Source organism: Idiomarina piscisalsi (genome assembly GCF_002211765.1).
In the GTDB taxonomy this organism is placed as follows: Bacteria; Pseudomonadota; Gammaproteobacteria; order Enterobacterales; family Alteromonadaceae; genus Idiomarina; species Idiomarina piscisalsi_A.
This window is the reverse complement of the sequence record NZ_CP022133.1, coordinates 1,595,826-1,613,331: the sequence shown is the minus strand read 5'-3', so window position 1 is coordinate 1,613,331 and position 17,506 is coordinate 1,595,826. Positions and strand designations below refer to the sequence as shown.

Below are 17,506 nucleotides of genomic sequence, written 5' to 3'. Positions count from 1 at the left end.
TTAGCTAACACCTTAACTAAAGGCCTAACGCACCGAATGCTTCAGTATGCGTGACTTCTGGCGTTGCCAGTCACGCTCTTTCACTGTGTCGCGTTTGTCGTGAGACTTCTTACCTTTGGCCAGGTGTATTTCCAGCTTGGCCCAAGGACCTTTCCAATACATGGCGGTTGCCACAATGGAGTAGCCTTCGCGCTCAGCGGCGCCAATAAGCTTGTCGAGCTCTCGACGTTTTAGCAGCAATTTACGGCTACGGTCAGGTTCGCAGTACACGTGTGAAGACGCCTGGTTCAGCGGTTGTATTTCCGCGCCCAGTAAATAGGCTTCGCCGTCTTTAATAATGACGTAGCTGTCGCTTATGTTCGCTTTACCGGCGCGTATACTTTTAATTTCCCAGCCTTGCAGACTAATGCCTGCCTCGAACTTGTCTTCGAGGAAATATTCATGGCGGGCTTTTTTGTTCAGCGCAATGGTATTAGACGATTGTTTTAGTTTCTTTTTGCTCATAAGCGCTATTATACCTATGCACACTGAAAAGAAAATTGCTTTAAGGGCTTCAAAGCATATCTGGTTGCGTTATTATTGCGCAGTTAAATTTTAGCGGTAGAGAAAAACATGCCCAGTATCGAAAAAAGTGCGTTAGTTTCATACAGTGCAGAGCAAATGTTCAACTTGGTTAACGATATTGACTCGTACCCGGAGTTTGTTCCGGGGTGCGCGGATTCGCGTGTGGTTGAGCAAAATGGCGACTATAAAGTGGCGTCGCTGCAAATAAGCAAAGCCGGCATTCAGAAAACCTTCACAACGCGCAATAGGTTGGTAAAGCCAGAGCGTATTGACATGGAGCTTGTCGACGGGCCATTTAAAAAACTGACCGGCGGCTGGGTATTCAAACCGTTGTCAGAGGACGCCTGCAAAGTAGAACTGAAATTAGATTTTGAGTTTTCCAGCAGGCTTTTAGGCATGGCGTTTGGCAAAATTTTTAGCGAAGTGACGTCGAGAATGGTCGATGCCTTTGTGAAGCGTGCAGACCAGGTATACGGAAACTAACATGGCGAATACGCTGACCATTGAAGTGGCCTACGCCACACCCGAGAAGCAACTCATTCTGACGGTGCACCCGCAAGAGGGCGCAACGGTAGAAGAGTGTATTTTACAGTCGGGCATTAAAGAGCACTTTCCGGAGATTGATCTTAGCACTCAGAAAGTGGGTATCTGGAATAAAGCGTCAAAATTAGATGCCACGCCGCGAGACGGCGATCGCATTGAAATTTATCGCCCGCTCATTGCTGACCCGAAAGCGGTACGCAAGCGCCGCGCCGAGGAAGCAAAGCAGTCTGGACGAGCTGACAAAGTAACCGGTGGCAGACCGGATGCTAAGCGCAAAGCGCAGGAGTCGAAACCCGAATGAAGCTGTACATAATGCGTCATGGAGAGGCTCACTACCCGAAAGGAAGCTATTCAGACAGAGAACGTCGCCTGACACCAGAGGGCGAGCGTGAGGTACTCACTACCACACGATGGCTGACAGATCTTCATCGTGAGGTGGACTGCGTCTTTGTGAGTCCGTATTTACGAGCGCAACAAACCGCAACGGTATTATTTACAGAACTGAAAACTAAGCATCGTGAAGACTGTGACGCGATTACACCCGACGGCCACGCCGCAGCGGTGGTCAGCTGGTTAGCGGCAGAAATTGAAACGCATGGCTATGAAAGCGTGGTGCTGGTGTCTCACATGCCGTTGGTCAGTTATTTGGTGCATGAGCTGGATGCCAGTGTACAGCCACCTATTTTCCCAACGGCAGGCATTGCGGTTATCGAATTTTCGCCAGAAACCTTAACGGGTAAGTTTCAGCAGTTAATGATTGCTGAAAAATGCGCCGGTTAATTGTCATTAACGCGAAGTAACACCAGTAACGACGCGTCGCCACCCCATTCACGAGGCGCCTGATGAAAGGCTCTGACTAGCGGGTGTTGCACCAACCAGTGTGGCACCTGTTGTTTTAACTTACCGCTGCCGTGTCCATGCATAATGCAGCAACAATCAATACGCTCTTTTTCACAGGCAATAAGCAACGCGGCGAGCTCCTGTCGGGCGGTTGCTAAGGTCATTCCGTGTAAGTCGAGCAGCAATTCTGGTGTATAGTCGCCACGCCTTAGCTGCTTGGTTAAGTAAGTCGACTCACCGTCGGCAGTAAATTGCATAGCGCCTTCGCTAAAATGTGCTTCAAAACCGTCTGAAAAATACTGGCTGGCTTCGCGGCTGGCTGCGGCTATGTCCTGAGGGCTGTTACCTTGTCTTTGTGTATTCCGTCGCTTTAATTCAGAAACTTTGGGTGGCTCGGGTGGTCGCTTGTCTTGCTCAATAGGAGCCGCGCCCTGAGCCGCCTCGCGAAAAAGCGCGATGTCGTCTTCTGAGAGCGAGGATGAAGAGCCTTTCTTTGCGACCATGAATAATGAAAACCGAGTAAAATTAAGGTATCTTTAACACCAATAAAGACCGTCAGTATAAAACATTCGTTGTTCAGGAGACAGCCCTTGCACGTTCGAAACCGGGAACAAGCTATTGAAGAGCTTCATAGTATCGATGATTTGATACGCTGGAGTGTCAGCCAACTTAACCAGTCCGATGTGTATTACGGGCATGGCACGGACAACCCTATTGACGAGACTCGGGCGCTTCTGAGTTATGCGTTACAGCTGACCACAGAGCAGTTGGCTGCGATGGGTCACTGTCGTGTGCTGACCAGCGAAAAACACGAGTTTATTGAGCTGTTGAACCAACGCATTGAACACAAAATGCCGGCTGCGTATTTAACTCATCAAGCGTATTTTGCCGGTTTACCTTTTTACGTGGACGAACGCGTTTTGGTACCACGCTCACCCATAGCCGAACTTATTGAAAACGCCTTCCAGCCTTGGTTAACCGAGCAACCTAAGCGAGTACTGGACTTGTGTACGGGCGGTGGTTGTATTGCGATTGCGTGCGCTTATGCGTTTCCTGAAGCCGAAGTGGATGCGTTGGACTTGTCGACAGAAGCATTGGAAGTGGCAGAGTTTAATATTAAGCAGCATGGGTTACTGAATCAGGTCACGCCTATTCAGTCAGACTTATTCTCCGCTGTACAAAATGAAAAATACGATCTCATTGTGACCAATCCGCCGTATGTGGATGCCGAAGACATGGCTGACTTGCCGGATGAATATCATCATGAGCCTGAGTTAGGTCTGGCAGCAGGCGAAGATGGCTTAATTCTGGTTGATAAAATGCTCATGGAAGCGGCTGACAGGCTTAATGACAATGGGCTTTTCGTCTGCGAAGTAGGCAACTCAATGCCAGCGCTGGCGCAAAAATATCCGCGCACGCCATTTACCTGGATAGAGTTTCAACATGGCGGTGATGGCGTATTTTTGCTGACTAAAGAGCAGCTTGAAGAACATAAGCAGCATCAATTAAATAACTCACAACAGGGCTAGCGCATGCCGGGAAATTCGTTTGGACAACTGTTTAAAGTTACAACCTTTGGTGAAAGCCATGGCCCGTCATTAGGTGCGGTGGTTGATGGCTGCCCGCCGGGTCTTGAGCTCTCTGAAGAGGACTTGCAGGAGGCGCTGGACAGACGTCGCCCGGGTCAAAGTCGTTATACAACGGCGCGTCGCGAAGCCGATGAAGTACGTATTCTTTCCGGTGTGTTTGAAGGCAAAACCACAGGTACGCCTATTGGCTTGCTGATTGAAAATACCGACCAACGCAGTCAGGACTACTCGAAAATTAAAGATACCTTTCGTCCGGGGCATGCAGACTACACCTACGAGCATAAATACGGCATTCGGGACTACCGAGGTGGTGGGCGCTCGTCAGCGCGTGAAACGGCAATGCGTGTGGCGGCCGGTGCTATTGCAGAAAAACTGTTAGCGCAGAAGGGCATTAAGATTCAAGCTGCGTTGACGCAAATGGGTAACATTAAAGCGGAGCAAATAGACTGGCAGGAAGTCAGAAATAACGAACTGTTTTGTGGTGACGTTAATGCTATTGAGCCTATGCAAACGCTTATTAAACAGCTATTAAAAGAAGGTGACTCCGTGGGTGCCCGCATTCGAGTGCAGGCAACTGGAGTGCCGCCGGGCTGGGGAGAGCCAGTGTTTGATCGTCTGGATGCCGACTTAGCCAAGGCGCTTATGAGCATTAATGCCGTAAAAGCGGTAAGTGTCGGTGACGGCTTCGATGTGGTGACCCAAAAAGGCTCTGAGCACAGAGATGAAATGACCAAGAACGGCTTTTTGTCGAACCATAGCGGCGGTGTATTGGGCGGTATTTCCAGCGGTCAGCCAGTTATGGCTGACATTGCACTGAAGCCGACGTCTAGCATATCCATAAGCGGACAAACCATCGACAAATGGGGCAATGACCAACCCGTTGTTACAAAAGGGCGTCATGATCCTTGCGTGGGTATTCGGGCGGTGCCGATTGTTGAAGCCATGACCTCATTGGTATTGGTTGATCACTGGTTGCGGCAACGGGCTCAGAACGCGCAGGTGAAAACAGAAACTCCCGATATTAGTCGTTAATCAATAGCATTTTAGACGTATGCCAAACGAGTCGACACATCATTATTCTTATTTAATTGATATATTTAGCGATTGTTTTCGTAATAGTTATGACACGGTCTTGGTGGCGGGTGATGACGAGCCATATTACCAACCAGGATCAGGCGATGAGCCGCATAAAGTGGTGTTTGCGCACGGCTTTTTTGCCTCAGCGTTACACGAAACCGCGCATTGGTGTATTGCGGGTGAACAGCGTCGGCAGCAGTTTGATTACGGCTATTGGTATGAGCCCGATGGGCGTAATGAGCAGCAACAGCGTGAGTTTGAGCAAGTAGAGCGAAAACCACAGGCGCTGGAGTGGCTGTTTTCGCTATGTGCTGGTTTTAAGTTTGACGTCAGTGTTGATAACTTAAGCGGTGTTGAGGTAGACAGGTATGCCTTTCGAAAAGAGGTTGCTCAGCAATTAAAGAGTTATTTGGAAACCGATTCGCTGCCACCAAGAGCAAAGACATTTGCAAAAGCGCTATGTAGGGCGTTTAATTGTGAATGGCCAAGCTGCCAAATGATTAAGGATTAACAAGGAGTTACTTATGTTTTTAAGAGCACTATTAGTTACTGTTGCTGTTTTAGGACTGAGCGCTTGTGAAACCATTGAAGGTGCAGGTCAGGACTTAGAAAAAGCCGGTGAAGCTATTCAGGACGAAGCAAACGAAGAGTAACAATGACAGCAGTAAACCGTTTAACGGTTGGCCTGGTGGTTAATCCGTACGCAGGTATAGGCGGCGCCATTGCTTTAAAAGGAAGTGATGGCGCCGATGTTCGTGAAAAGGCACTTAACGCGGGAGCAGAGCGTAAAGCAATGCAGCGTGCTGAAACGGCCTTGAAACTTCTTCAAAATTATCAAGAACAGCTCAATTTTGTCACTTGTGGTGGCGAAATGGGCGCAAATGTATTGAAGTCGCTTGGCTTTTCTTATCAAGCCGTATTTACCCCGAATGCTCAGGAAACGTCCCCGGAAGACACCAAGCAAGCGGTAAAAGCGATTGTTGATAAAGGCGTCGATATCTTGTTGTTTGCCGGTGGTGATGGCACGGCTCGCGATGTTTACTCTGTGGTCCCTGAAAACCAGTTAGTGTTGGGCATTCCCGCCGGCGTGAAAATACACTCGGGTGTGTACGCAATCAGCCCAACTGCAGCGGGTAGAGTCATTGAAAAAATCCTCAAAGGCGAGCTTTCAAGCATTCACGAGTCCGACGTGATGGACATAGACGAAAGCGCCTTTAGAGAGGGCATTGTAAAAGCACGGCGTTTTGGCGAGATGTCAGTACCGGCTGAGCTTGAATATGTTCAGGCAGTAAAAATGGGTGGCAAAGAAAGCGACGAACTCGTGCTGGATGATATTGCTGCGGAAGTCATAGAACGTGTTGAAGAAGAGCTGTTGGTCATGGGCTCGGGATCGACCGTTGCCGCTATCATGGATGAAATGGGAATTGAAAACACCTTGTTGGGTGTTGACTTGGTTCAGGACGACACCTTGATAAAAAGTGACGTCACAGAGAAAGAGTTGTTTGAGGCTGTTTCTAAAGTCAGCCCGAATGCATCAGGTTCTGTAAAATTGGTGATTACGCTGATAGGTGGGCAAGGGCACTTGTTTGGACGCGGTAATCAGCAGCTAAGCCCGCGGGTGATTCGTGCTATCGGCAAAGACAATATTTGGGTAGTGGCTACTAAGACCAAGCTGCAGTCCTTAAATAACCAGCCTCTACGAGTGGATACGGGCGACAGTGAGCTCGATAACGAGTTGTCGGGAACGATTCGGGTTATTACCGGCTACCACGATGAAGTGCTTATGCCCGTGGCAGCCGTCAGTTAATTTAAAACTGTGACTTAGGTAAATGAACGACTAAGCCGTCGAGTTCGTCAGTGACTTCAATTTGGCAACTTAGGCGGCTGTTATCCTGAGGCTCCATAACCATATCAATCATGTCTTCTTCTTGCTCAGATGGTTCTGGAATTTTATCCTGCCATTCTTTGGGAATGTAGCAGTGGCAGGTGGCGCATGACATAACCCCACCACACTCGCCAACAATACCGTCAATAAAATTATCGACAGCGGCTTCCATGACGTTGGTTCCGGCTTCTACGTCGGCTTCAAATTGGTTTCCGTCTGCATCAACAAAGTAAACTGTAGGCATGGTTAATTGGGTTTCCTGTAAATTATTTAAAAAGTGAACAACAAATTTTGTGCCAATTAGGATAAAATACCTGCCTTTTAACCACAACGCCTAACTTCAAGGTTTCTCATGTTGGAAAAACTGTTTTCGATAAAAGCCAGTGGCAGCACCATAAAGTCGGAAGTCATTGGTGGCTTAACGACCTTCCTGACCATGGCTTACATTATTTTTGTGAACCCCTCCATTTTAAGTGAAACCGGAATGGACTACGGTGCGGTGTTCGTTGCGACTTGTTTGGCAGCGGCTATTGGCTGTTTAGTCATGGGTTTTTGGGCAAACTATCCTGTGGCGTTGGCGCCTGGTATGGGCTTGAATGCCTTTTTCACCTATACCGTTGTTTTCAGTATGGGATACACCTGGCAGACGGCGTTAGGTGCGGTGTTCTTTTCGGGCTGTATTTTCTTTTTATTGTCGGCATTTCGTGTTCGTGAGTGGATTATTAAGTCCATTCCACCAACGCTTCGCTTAGCGATAGCGGCCGGTATAGGTGCGTTTTTGGCGTTAATTGGTTTGCAAAATGCCAATATCATCGTTGCTAATGATGCAACTATGGTGACTCTGGGTGAATTAGGTGAGCCTTCGGTGTTACTCGCGGCAGCCGGCTTCTTTTTAATTATTGGACTGGTTGCACGAGGGGTTCAGGGCGCAGCTCTTATTAGTATTCTGGCGGTAACTTTCATTGCCTGGTTGACAGGGTTAGTTGACTATAACGGTCTTGTATCTACACCACCGAGCTTAGCGCCAACCTTCCTTCAAATGGATTTAGCCGCTGCCTTCGATCTCGGTATGCTGTCGGTTATTTTTGCCTTTCTGTTCGTTGATTTATTCGATACATCGGGCACGTTACTTGCCGTTGCACAAAAGGCCGGTTTAGCGAAAGCCGACGGCCATATGCCTCGTTTGAACAAAGCGCTGATGGCGGACAGCACCGCGACCGTAGCGGGGTCAATGCTCGGCACATCGACTACCACCAGTTACATTGAGTCTGCGGCGGGGGTGGCCTCTGGCGGCAAAACAGGCTTAGCGGCAGTTGTGGTCGGTATCTTGTTTTTATTGGCGATGTTCTTTGCGCCATTGGCTGGAATGATTCCAGCTTACGCAACAGCGGGCGCTATTATTTATGTCGCCGTACTCATGCTTTTCACGTTAAAAGATGTGAAGTGGGACGACATTACTGAAGCAGCCCCCGTCGCTGTGGTTTTATTAATGACACCGTTGACGTTTTCGATAGCGGACGGTATCGCTTTGGGCTTCATTAGTTATGTGGTCGTGAAGCTTCTAGGTGGCAAATACAGTGACTTAACGCCAAGTGTGGTGCTGTTAGGTGCTTTATTTATCGCAAAATTCATTTGGTTAGGGTAGTAACATTATGGGATGGCATTCAAATCGCGAATTTTTTGTTTCATGGGAAGAATTACATCGAGCAACACGTGAGTTGGCGCGTCGGCAGTTACCAGCTGAACAATACAAAGGTATTATTGCGGTAAGCCGCGGTGGGTTGGTTCCCGCCGCTATTGTGGCTCGTGAATTGAACATTCGTGTGGTTGACTGTGTCGCTGTCAGCTCGTACGACCATGACGAACAGCGTGATGACTTGCAACTATTGAAAGACGTTACAGCAACCGGAGATGGTGAGGGGTTCTTAGTTGTGGACGATTTGGTTGATACGGGGAACACATTAAAGTTTCTGCGTGATCGTCTACCAAAAGCTAAGTTTGTGACTGTTTATGCAAAACCGGCGGGTATGGACTTAGTTGATGACTTTGTTGCCGACTTAGAGCAAGACACATGGATTCACTTCCCGTGGGACATGCACTTACACTATGTTGAGCCGTTAGCCGGGCAAGAGTCGTAAGAAATGCGTTTAAGTGCTTCATAAACAAAAAGGCCTGATGTAATCATCAGGCTTTTCTTGTTTTGGGTGTAGAGCGAATTAAGCGAATTGCTTAAGGACGAAATCAACACATTGATCAATGTCGACTTTCTGTTTCTCGCCACCGGCTCTAGACTGGTATTCAACCTGGTTTTCATCAAGGTTGCGCTCACCAACCACTATTTGATGAGGGACACCAATAAGCTCCATGTCGGTGAACATCACGCCAGGACGTTCTTTACGGTCGTCAAACAGAACATCAATGCCCTGAGACTTTAATTCTTCGTACAGCTTCTCAGCAGCAGTCTGAACGCGTGCAGACTTGTGCATGTTCATTGGCACAATAGCGACTTGGAATGGTGCTAATGCGTCCGGCCAGCGAATGCCTCGGTCGTCGTTATGTTGCTCAATAGCTGCTGCAACAATTCGGGACACACCAATACCATAGCAGCCCATGGTCAGCGTTTCGTGTTTACCGGTTTCTGAGAGCACACCGACTTTCATCGCGTCGCTGTATTTTTTGCCTAACTGGAAAATATGACCCACTTCAATACCGCGCGCAATTTTCACTTTACCCTTACCACACGGGCTGGGGTCGCCTTCAACGACATTACGAATATCAACGACATCAAAATCGTTAACATCGCGTTCCCAGTTGACGCCGGTTAACCACTGACCATTTTCGTTGGCACCACAGGCAAAGTCGGCTAAATGCGCAGCGCTTCTGTCGACCAATAACGGCAGTTTACTGTTCACTACACCAATGTACGCAGCTTCAACACCGGTTGCTTTCTCGGTTTTTGTCAGTACTTCTAGTGGTGCAGCGACTTGAGGTAGCTTCTCTGCTTTCACGCTGTTGAACTCGTGATCGGCACGCAGGACTAATTGAACGTATTCTGCTTCAATCTCGTCTGACGCTTTAACAATAACGGACTTAACCGCCTGTTGACTCTCAACTGACAAGGGTTGAAGTACAGCGGCTAATTCATCACCGTGTACTTCATGTTTAGCCATATCTTGAACACCCTCAGGGCGCTCGCCTGCAGGCGCCAGAGCTTCAGCCATTTCCACATTTGCTGCATAATCTGAGGCATCAGAGAACGCGATAGCGTCCTCGCCCGAGCTAGCTAAAACATGAAATTCGTGAGAGCTGTTACCACCAATAGAGCCGGTATCGGCAATAACCGGACGGAAATCTAAACCTAAGCGCTCGAATATACAGCTGTACGCTTTATACATTGCGTCGTAGGTTTTTTGCAGTGACTCCTGGCTCAAATGGAAAGAGTAGGCGTCTTTCATAATAAATTCGCGTGCACGCATCACACCAAAACGAGGGCGAATTTCGTCACGGAATTTGGTTTGTATTTGGAAGAGAGTTAAAGGCAACTGTTTATAGCTGCTGACTTCTTTGCGCACTAACTCACTGATGATCTCTTCATGCGTTGGACCCAGTAAAAAGTCACGCTGGTTACGATCCTTTAAGCGCAGCAGCTCTGGGCCGTAATCGTCCCAGCGACCAGATTCTTGCCAGAGGTCAGCCGGCTGAACCATCGGCATTAGTATTTCCAATGCATTAATGGCTTCCATTTCCTCACGGACAACCGCTTCCACCTTGCGCAGAACGCGCAAGCCCGTTGGAGTCCAATTATAAAGGCCGGCAGCGACTTTTCGTATCATACCGGCTCTTAACATCAACTTGTGGCTCGCAATTTCAGCGTCAGACGGAGTTTCTTTTAGCGTTGATAATAAATATTGGCTACTGCGCATAGTCTGGCAATTCTCTGCAAATTGGGTGGTCAAAAATTAGGGCGAAGTTTAGCAGTGTCTGTTGAAGGTCAAAAGCCTTTTACAGGGTATTTTGTATAATTTCTTCAACAAAAACCGTATTTTCCTCCACGTACCAACGAATATTATAGTCAAAAAGCGCCGTTCCGTAGCGTCTGTCGGTGCGTTTCTCTTTATGATACGCCGGACGGGGGTCTTGTTGAAGTACTTCGATTATAGCCGTCTCCAGAGCTTGAGGGGCGTTGGAGGTTTGCTCTAATTGATGTTTGGCGTTATCTAATAGCTGGACATTAAGGACATTGGGCGTGTTGTCAGCAAAACCACCTTTAGCATTGGGTACAGCGTCGACGTATGGAATATAAGGCTTAATATCGACAATAGGCGTGCCGTCCACAATATCAGCTCCGCGTACGGCTAACTTCACATTTGGGCTCGTTTCTACGCTAATAAGTTCAACAACAGACAGCCCTAACTGGTTGGGACGAAAAGGCGATCGCGATGCGAAAACGCCGACAGATTCGTTGCCCCCTAGTCTTGGCGGTCGCACCTTCTCTTGCCAATGGTTGTGTTGATGAAACTCGAACACAAGCCATAAATGTGAAAACTGCTCGATACCCTTTACGGCTTGGGCATGATCGTAGTCGCCGGTTAGCTCAACGGTCGCATAAATGTTAGGCGTAAGACGGCTTTGCCTGGGGACGCTGAATTTTTCAGGGTAGGGCGTTCTGATATGTGCAATAGGTGTCAATTCTTGCTGGCTTTTCATCGGTTTGCTTTGTCTGTCCAATAATAGTCGATTTGACCATATTATTGCGATTTTGCCTAACTTAAGAATTGATGTTTATTTAACATATTGAATTTTAAGAGTTAATTTTATTGGCACAGCGATTGCAGAATACCAGTAACCATTTGAGGTTATTACTGACTAATCATGAATACGTGCTACCAAAAAAGGAAAAGCAAAATGATGAAGCATAAAATTTGGCCGTTAACATTGGCGTTTATTGGTTTAGTGACTTTAAGCACAGCAGCCTTTGCGAAGGAAAAAGAATTATCGGAGAGCTATATCGTTGACTCTGAAACAGAGCTTCACATAGACGCTACGGTAGGAACGGTTGAAATTGAGCCGTCAGACAATGAAGCAGTAGAAATTGAGTTGCGCGTTGAGTCAGACGGTGACAGTTGGTTTACCAGCGGTGGTGACATTGACGCAGTGTTAATAAAAAGCGAAAGAAAAGGTAATAAGTTGATGGTATCGGCAACACCTGCGGACGATATGGTCCAGCACTGGGTGGTTCGAGTACCGAACGTTAAGCAACTGGATTTAGAGTTAGGTGTTGGCGAAATTAGCGGGCTTCTGCCTTTTGTAAACAGTGATATTGAGCTGGGCGTTGGCGATATCGACTTAGATCTGAGTGCTGGTGACTACAAAGAAGTGAAAGCATCGGTCGGTGTGGGTGATACGCGCTTGGATAATTTTGCTAACAGTAATGAGGAGCGCATGGTCGTGACATCTGAATCAAGCTATGAAGGCGCTGGCTCAGTGACGGTTGAAGTCGAAGTGGGAGTGGGCGACGTACGTCTTAGTAAGCTAGATAACTAAGACGTTTAATCGACCCACTGAATAGCACGCCCGGCGCAACTGACTTCACTATAACAAATGGAGTCCGCGTCGGGTTTTAAATGAAAACACTGTGTTTCAATAATGGCATCGGCTTTAAAGCGAGCCGCATCTGCTCTTAATGCTTTTAGTGCTTCGCTTTCTGACGCAGGTTCCGCTTTATACTCTCGCTGGCAACTTTCCCCATTAACAATACTGACCATTTTGTAGTTTGAACTGGGCAAACTTCCGAGCCGATAAATATCAGCGGAATGTGATGACCAACTCACAGGCGAACCAGAGCTGCTCGGTAGGATGGAGCAGCCTGTTAGTGTTATTAGTGGTATTGAAACTATCAGTAATGGAAAGCGCAATTTGTGTCCTTGCGTTTTTGTTTTTTCATAGCCTAATCAAGCTTTAGACTTTGTTCAACAAAAAGCGCTACTTAATTAAAAAAGACGCCAGCGGTTTGCCATTATCTAATGCCGTTTTCATCGGTTTTGGCATTCTACCTTGACCTGTCCAGGTTTGGCGGTTTCCTTCATCGTCGATGTATTCATATTTAGGTGGCTTCGGTGCGCGCTTTTTGGTGGTTTTTACGATGGGGTCACCACCTAGTTCTTGCTCAAGGATATCTGAAAGCTCAATACCGGCATCGGCCATGGCGGCTTTAAATTCTTTTATTTTTTTTGATTTTTCTTGTTGTTCCCGAAGTTTTGCGGCTTCTTCTTCTCTGCGCTTTGCGACGACAGAATCAAATTTTTCTTTTATTGCTTCTAACTCTTCAATTGAAAGAGACTTTAACGCCGACTTTAAACGTCTTTCGTGCCGAATAATATTTAAAAACTCACTCATACTGACTTTCCTAGTTTTAGTTATTTAATTATTTAGAATAATAACGCCTGATGAAAAAGGCAGCAATAAAATAAGGTCTAAAACAGAAAAAGAGCGATAAGCGCTCTTTTTCTATCTAATATTTAGTGGGCTTAAGAGATATTATTATTGCCATCCTTATTATCATCGTCACCTGAGTCATTATCCGAGTCGTCTTTCTTATCCTTTAGTGACTGACGCTTTTCTTTCATTTCATGTTTGCGTTTTTCTTTTTCAGCTTTCCACTTTTCTTTTTTCTCTTCTTTAGCGTACTTTCTTTTCTCTTTTTCTAATTTTCGTTCTTCTTTTTCATACTTCTGCTCTTCCTTACTTGCTTGCATTTCGGCTTTGTGTTCCGCCTTACGTTCCATCATCTCAGCCTTGTGCTCTTCATGCATCGCTTCCATTTCAGCTTTGCGTTCTTCACGCATGGCTTCCATATCAGCTTTTAGTTCCTGTTTATCTTGCTTCATTTCTGTTGTTTTTTTAGTTTCTTCCGCTTTTTGCTGAGCTAAAGCAGACCCGCTGAAAACCAATAAAACAGCGAAAATCGATGTTATTCCTAAATTGCTGTGTTTCATAATAGTCACCTCATTTCTTCGTCTTAATTAGGTTTAGTCCAGAACGTTTATTTCTACAAGCTCTAAAAAATAAAACACCCAGACATATAGCATGCCTGGGTGTTTTTATAAGTGACCTTTACAGAACAATTACATATTCGGGTAAGTTGGTCCGCCGCCACCCTCAGGAACGACCCACGTAATATTTTGGCTGGGATCTTTAATGTCACAGGTTTTGCAATGTATGCAGTTTTGGGCGTTTATTTGGAAAACTTCTTTTCCGTCTTCCTCGACAACTTCATACACTCCTGCTGGGCAGTAGCGCTGTGCTGGTTCAGCGTATACCGGTAAATTAACTTTTAATGGAATATCGTCATCTTTTAGTTTTAGATGACATGGTTGGTCTTCAGCATGGTTCGTATTCGATAAAAACACAGAAGACAGGCGATCAAAGGTTAATTTATTATCCGCTTTAGGGTAGTCAATAGGCTTAAAGTTGTCGGCTTTACCCGTTGCTTTATAGTCTGGTGTCCACTCTTTGAATTTAAACGGTAGTTTTCCGCCAAACCAGTTCTGGTCAACCATATTATAGGCACCACCGAGCATCGTACCGAGCTTATGAACCGCGCCACCGAAGTTGCGTGAGCGATACAACTCGTCGTACACCCAGGACGACTCAAAGCGTTCTGTGTACTGCGCTGCTTCAGTATTTGCGTTGCCAGCTTTTAATTCATCAAAAAGCGTTTCAGCGGCAATCATGCCTGACTTCATCGCGGTATGATTCCCTTTAATTTTAGAGAAGTTCAATGTGCCTGCGTTGCAGCCAACAATTAAACCACCAGGGAAAGTCATTTTAGGTAATGAATAGTAGCCACCTTTGGCAATAGCTCGGGCGCCATAAGAGACACGTTTACCGTTTTCGATAATCTGCTTAATCGCTGGATGCGTCTTGAAGCGCTGGAATTCCTGGAAAGGGTTCACGTACGGATTTTCATAGTTTAAATCGACAATCAGACCCAGGTACACTTGACCGTCTTCAGCGTGATAAAGGTAGCCGCCACCGTTCGCATGACCCTCTAAAGGCCAGCCGGCGGTGTGCACCACTTTACCGGGCTCGTGCAGCTCTTCAGGAATGTCCCATATTTCTTTAAAGCCAAGACCGTAGTGTTGTGGAGTGGCGTCTTTGTCTAGTTCAAACTGATTAATCAGCTGCTTGCCCAGATGACCGCGGCAGCCTTCTGCAAATACGGTGTATTTTGCTCTTAGCTCCATACCCGGCATGTAGCCGTCTTTTTCAGAACCGTCTTTTGCGACACCCATATCACCAGTTTGTACACCTGCGACAGAGCCGTCATTGTTGTAGAGTAGCTCTGCGGCGGAAAAACCAGGGAAAATTTCAATGCCTAACTGTTCAGCTTGTTCAGCCATCCAGCGGCACAGGTTTCCCATACTGGCAATATAGTTACCTTTATTGTGAAAGGTTTTAGGCACCGAAAAGTTGGGTAAACGACTGAAACTTTCTTCGTCTTTTAGTAACAGAATGTCGTCACCGGTCACTTCGGTGTTAAGCGGTGCCCCTCTATCTTTCCAGTCTGGAAATAGTTCGTTTAAAGCGCGAGGTTCAAATACCGCGCCCGATAAAATGTGAGCGCCAATGTCTGCACCTTTCTCAACAACACAAATCATCAGCTCTTGCTCGTTTTCCTGAGCCAGCTGACCGAGTCGACATGCCGTTGCTAAACCCGCAGGCCCAGCTCCAACTATAACGACATCAAATTCCATGCTTTCGCGTTCCACGTGAACCTCCACTTAATTCAGGCTATTTGTATTGGTATTAGCCCGTTGTACTGCTGTAATAATTGAGTCACTTGTTGAGCGGGAATAGGTTTGCTGAATAAGTAACCTTGACCGGTCGCGCACTCTCTATGCAGCAGGAACTCAACTTGTTCTTCCGTTTCAATGCCTTCTGCAACCAATTGGATATTTAAGTTGCGTGCTAAGCTAATAATTGTTTGAGTAATGGTCGCATCATCTTCGTTATCCGGTAAGTCTTTCACGAAGGAACGATCAATTTTCAGCGACGTTACCGGGAAGTTCTTCAAATAAGAAAGTGACGAATAACCCACACCGAAATCATCAATGGCTAATGACATGCCGTATTCACGCACTGAGTGCATAAAACGGGTGTGCGACTGTATATTCTCAATAAAAACTTGCTCGGTAAGCTCAAGTTCAACTTTATTTGGGGGCAGTTTGGCTTCCTTGACCTTTTCGATAACATCGTCGGCAAAGTCTGGCAGGTGCAGCTGCTTACCTGAAATATTAATCGCGATACTCAGCTCAGTGAAGCCAAGCTCATGCCATTGCTTCAGCTGTAAAAACGATTCGCGCATAACGTATTCCGAAATAGGAATGATTAAACCGGTATCTTCGGCTAACGGAATAAACTTATCCGGCGGAATGATCGAGCCGTCCTCACCTACCCAACGAACTAACGCTTCAAACCCGGTAATACGTCGACTACTAAGCTCGACTTTAGGCTGGTAATAGACAGTCAGCTGCTGTTTATTCACCGCATGACGTAAGCGTTTAACCAGTTCGAGTTTTTTAGTTAAATCTTTATGAATGGCTTTATCATAAATTTTGTAGGTATTACGTCCCTGTTCTTTAGCTTGATAAAGCGCGGTGTCGGCATTACGAATAAAGTACTCGGCATTAAAATCGGCGTCTTCAGCAAAGGTAATGCCAATAGAGGCGCTGATGAAAAGCTCATAAACATCGACAAAGAAGTGTGCATCCAAAGCCTGGAGTAATCGCTCTGCTAGTGTGACTACTTGTTCTCGACTTTCTGTGCTCTCAATTGCCAGCAGGAATTCGTCACCGCCAACACGGGCGAGTTGGCTGTCGGTTGGAGCCAGCTTATTAATTCGACGCGCAACACGTCTTAACAGCTCATCGCCGACTGTATGTCCCAGCGCATCATTCACCTCTTTGAATCGGTCGAGATCAATAAACAACAATGCTGAGTTTGTTCGGGTGTCGGTTCGCTCTAACCATTCGCCCAAAATACGTTTTAGTGCATTTCTATTAATCAGACCGGTAAGAGGATCGTGCTCTGCCAGGTAGGCCATTTGTTTTTCAACACGCTCACGCTCATCAATTTCACTGTAAAGCTCAATATTAGCATCCGCTAGTTGTTGTGCTTTAAAACGACTTTGCCCCAGTATATACAGTACAAAGGTCAGCGCTGCAGTGATAAACAATCCGGCAAGCAAAACCGCGATAGAAACGGCTCCACGAAGATCGCTCATGTGTTCAGTGGTTGGCCAAACCGACAGTTCCCAGCTATTGCCAACAACCTGCAAGCGGCGGCTGTGTGTCCAGTCATCTTTCAACGACGGGTCACCTGCAAATTCGTAGAGTACACCTGAATCGTTACTAATACTGACTTGAAAGCCTTCGCTGATATTGGTGCGAATGACGTTGTTGAACATGCTCTGCAAGCTTATGACAAAGCCTAAGAAACCTGGAGTGTCGGAACGTTGAACCCGAACAAAAATGGCAATATCACTGCTTAACTGACCCAAGTTCCCGGCATAGCCCATCATCGCGTGGCGGTTATTTTGTGATTGACTGAGCTGAGCGCTGAGTGAGCTACCGGAGAATACGGAGCCCACCAATGCAGTTTGTTCATTTCTTGGATACAGAAACTGGATTGTCTGGCTGTCATCAAGCCAAACCACATTCTGAACGTTGGGGTAGTAAAGCGTGACAATGTCTGCGTCAGCACTGCGTCGGGAGATCAAGTTTATTTCGCTTCGTTCCCACTCGCGAGCCAGCAGTTCAGCGACGAATAAATGTGACACAAGGCTCTGACGAATATCTCGCTGTAAACTATAGGCTTCCGTCTCAAGCGCTTCATGAGCCTGCTCATTTTCAGTGTATCGCAGATAGAAAAATGCGGTGAGAGTGACAGCCACTCCCACAACTGCCGCGATAACGGCTTGCCGCGACCCCTGAATAAACATCATTAC

At 46.7% G+C, this 17,506-nt stretch carries 21 protein-coding genes; 11 read left to right on the top strand and 10 right to left on the bottom strand.

All coding sequences use genetic code 11. From position 1 onward, the window contains the following. Window positions 1–24: 24 nt before the first annotated feature. Window positions 25–504: an SsrA-binding protein SmpB gene (smpB, locus tag CEW91_RS07845; RefSeq protein ID WP_053952746.1), complete on the bottom strand. Its 480-nt coding sequence runs from the start codon at window positions 502–504 to the stop codon at window positions 25–27. A 108-nt stretch (window positions 505–612) separates the two neighbouring features. Between smpB and CEW91_RS07840 the strand changes: the two genes are divergently transcribed. The 3 genes from CEW91_RS07840 to sixA are packed head-to-tail and all read left to right on the top strand — an operon-like array spanning window position 613 to window position 1,887. Further along, window positions 613–1,047: a type II toxin-antitoxin system RatA family toxin gene (locus CEW91_RS07840; RefSeq protein WP_088768453.1), complete on the top strand. Its 435-nt coding sequence runs from the start codon at window positions 613–615 to the stop codon at window positions 1,045–1,047. 1 nt (window position 1,048) lies between these two features. Then, complete coding sequence (locus tag CEW91_RS07835) at window positions 1,049–1,408, top strand: RnfH family protein (protein WP_053952744.1); 360 nt, start codon at window positions 1,049–1,051, stop codon at window positions 1,406–1,408. Continuing rightward, complete coding sequence (sixA, locus tag CEW91_RS07830; protein WP_088768452.1) at window positions 1,405–1,887, top strand: phosphohistidine phosphatase SixA; 483 nt, start codon at window positions 1,405–1,407, stop codon at window positions 1,885–1,887. Before CEW91_RS07835 ends, sixA begins: the two co-directional genes overlap by 4 nt. Here the strand turns inward: sixA and smrB are convergent. Beyond that, window positions 1,884–2,450 carry an endonuclease SmrB gene (gene smrB, locus CEW91_RS07825; protein ID WP_088768451.1) on the bottom strand — a complete coding sequence of 189 codons (567 nt, stop codon included), beginning with the start codon at window positions 2,448–2,450 and terminating at the stop codon, window positions 1,884–1,886. The genes sixA and smrB overlap by 4 nt on opposite strands. 87 nt (window positions 2,451–2,537) lie before the next feature. Here smrB and prmB point away from each other — a divergent pair, with 87 nt between their 5' ends. The 5 genes from prmB to CEW91_RS07800 are packed head-to-tail and all read left to right on the top strand — an operon-like array spanning window position 2,538 to window position 6,420. Continuing rightward, a complete protein-coding gene (gene prmB, locus CEW91_RS07820; protein WP_088768450.1) occupies window positions 2,538–3,476 on the top strand; it encodes a 50S ribosomal protein L3 N(5)-glutamine methyltransferase in 939 nt (312 codons plus the stop codon). 3 nt (window positions 3,477–3,479) lie between these two features. Then, window positions 3,480–4,568: a chorismate synthase gene (gene aroC / locus CEW91_RS07815; protein WP_088768449.1), complete on the top strand. Its 1,089-nt coding sequence runs from the start codon at window positions 3,480–3,482 to the stop codon at window positions 4,566–4,568. A gap of 19 nt (window positions 4,569–4,587) precedes the next feature. Next, complete coding sequence (locus tag CEW91_RS07810; RefSeq protein ID WP_088768448.1) at window positions 4,588–5,124, top strand: elongation factor P hydroxylase; 537 nt, start codon at window positions 4,588–4,590, stop codon at window positions 5,122–5,124. A 13-nt stretch (window positions 5,125–5,137) separates the two neighbouring features. After that, a complete protein-coding gene (locus CEW91_RS07805; protein WP_088768447.1) occupies window positions 5,138–5,266 on the top strand; it encodes an entericidin A/B family lipoprotein in 129 nt (42 codons plus the stop codon). Window positions 5,267–5,268: 2 nt separating this feature from the next. Further along, entirely contained in the window at window positions 5,269–6,420 is a 1,152-nt protein-coding gene (locus CEW91_RS07800) for an ATP-NAD kinase family protein (RefSeq protein WP_088768446.1), read from the top strand. 1 nt (window position 6,421) lies between these two features. On the opposite strand, the gene CEW91_RS07795 is transcribed toward CEW91_RS07800, so the two are convergent. Beyond that, window positions 6,422–6,742 carry a 2Fe-2S iron-sulfur cluster-binding protein gene (locus CEW91_RS07795; RefSeq protein WP_053952997.1) on the bottom strand — a complete coding sequence of 107 codons (321 nt, stop codon included), beginning with the start codon at window positions 6,740–6,742 and terminating at the stop codon, window positions 6,422–6,424. Between the two features lie 108 nt (window positions 6,743–6,850). Here CEW91_RS07795 and CEW91_RS07790 point away from each other — a divergent pair, with 108 nt between their 5' ends. Both CEW91_RS07790 and gpt read left to right on the top strand, forming a co-directional pair. After that, window positions 6,851–8,143 (top strand): NCS2 family permease, encoded by a 1,293-nt coding sequence (locus CEW91_RS07790; protein WP_088768445.1) that lies wholly within the window; start codon window positions 6,851–6,853, stop codon window positions 8,141–8,143. 7 nt (window positions 8,144–8,150) lie between these two features. Next, complete coding sequence (gpt, locus tag CEW91_RS07785; RefSeq protein WP_053952736.1) at window positions 8,151–8,636, top strand: xanthine phosphoribosyltransferase; 486 nt, start codon at window positions 8,151–8,153, stop codon at window positions 8,634–8,636. Window positions 8,637–8,714: 78 nt separating this feature from the next. Here gpt and CEW91_RS07780 read toward each other — a convergent pair whose 3' ends face one another. Together CEW91_RS07780 and tsaA are read right to left on the bottom strand one after the other, a co-directional pair. Then, a complete protein-coding gene (locus CEW91_RS07780) occupies window positions 8,715–10,421 on the bottom strand; it encodes a proline--tRNA ligase (protein WP_088768444.1) in 1,707 nt (568 codons plus the stop codon). A gap of 79 nt (window positions 10,422–10,500) precedes the next feature. Continuing rightward, window positions 10,501–11,205 carry a tRNA (N6-threonylcarbamoyladenosine(37)-N6)-methyltransferase TrmO gene (tsaA, locus tag CEW91_RS07775; RefSeq protein WP_088768443.1) on the bottom strand — a complete coding sequence of 235 codons (705 nt, stop codon included), beginning with the start codon at window positions 11,203–11,205 and terminating at the stop codon, window positions 10,501–10,503. Window positions 11,206–11,403: 198 nt separating this feature from the next. On the opposite strand from tsaA, the gene CEW91_RS07770 reads away from it, so the two are divergent. Further along, window positions 11,404–12,042 (top strand): hypothetical protein, encoded by a 639-nt coding sequence (locus CEW91_RS07770; protein ID WP_088768442.1) that lies wholly within the window; start codon window positions 11,404–11,406, stop codon window positions 12,040–12,042. A gap of 5 nt (window positions 12,043–12,047) precedes the next feature. Here CEW91_RS07770 and rcsF read toward each other — a convergent pair whose 3' ends face one another. The 5 genes from rcsF to CEW91_RS07745 all read right to left on the bottom strand — a co-directional run bounded on the left by rcsF (window position 12,048) and on the right by CEW91_RS07745 (window position 17,503). After that, a complete protein-coding gene (rcsF, locus tag CEW91_RS07765; protein ID WP_088768441.1) occupies window positions 12,048–12,329 on the bottom strand; it encodes an Rcs stress response system protein RcsF in 282 nt (93 codons plus the stop codon). 151 nt (window positions 12,330–12,480) lie between these two features. Next, complete coding sequence (locus CEW91_RS07760) at window positions 12,481–12,894, bottom strand: H-NS family histone-like protein (protein ID WP_088768440.1); 414 nt, start codon at window positions 12,892–12,894, stop codon at window positions 12,481–12,483. A 131-nt stretch (window positions 12,895–13,025) separates the two neighbouring features. Continuing rightward, the gene (locus CEW91_RS07755) at window positions 13,026–13,493 is read right to left on the bottom strand and encodes a hypothetical protein (RefSeq protein WP_088768439.1); all 468 of its coding nucleotides are present in this window, start codon (window positions 13,491–13,493) and stop codon (window positions 13,026–13,028) included. A 129-nt stretch (window positions 13,494–13,622) separates the two neighbouring features. Continuing rightward, the gene (locus CEW91_RS07750) at window positions 13,623–15,269 is read right to left on the bottom strand and encodes an electron transfer flavoprotein-ubiquinone oxidoreductase (RefSeq protein WP_088768438.1); all 1,647 of its coding nucleotides are present in this window, start codon (window positions 15,267–15,269) and stop codon (window positions 13,623–13,625) included. Between the two features lie 17 nt (window positions 15,270–15,286). Next, window positions 15,287–17,503, bottom strand: coding sequence for a putative bifunctional diguanylate cyclase/phosphodiesterase (locus CEW91_RS07745; protein WP_088768437.1), 2,217 nt, complete (start codon window positions 17,501–17,503; stop codon window positions 15,287–15,289). Window positions 17,504–17,506 lie beyond the last annotated feature (3 nt).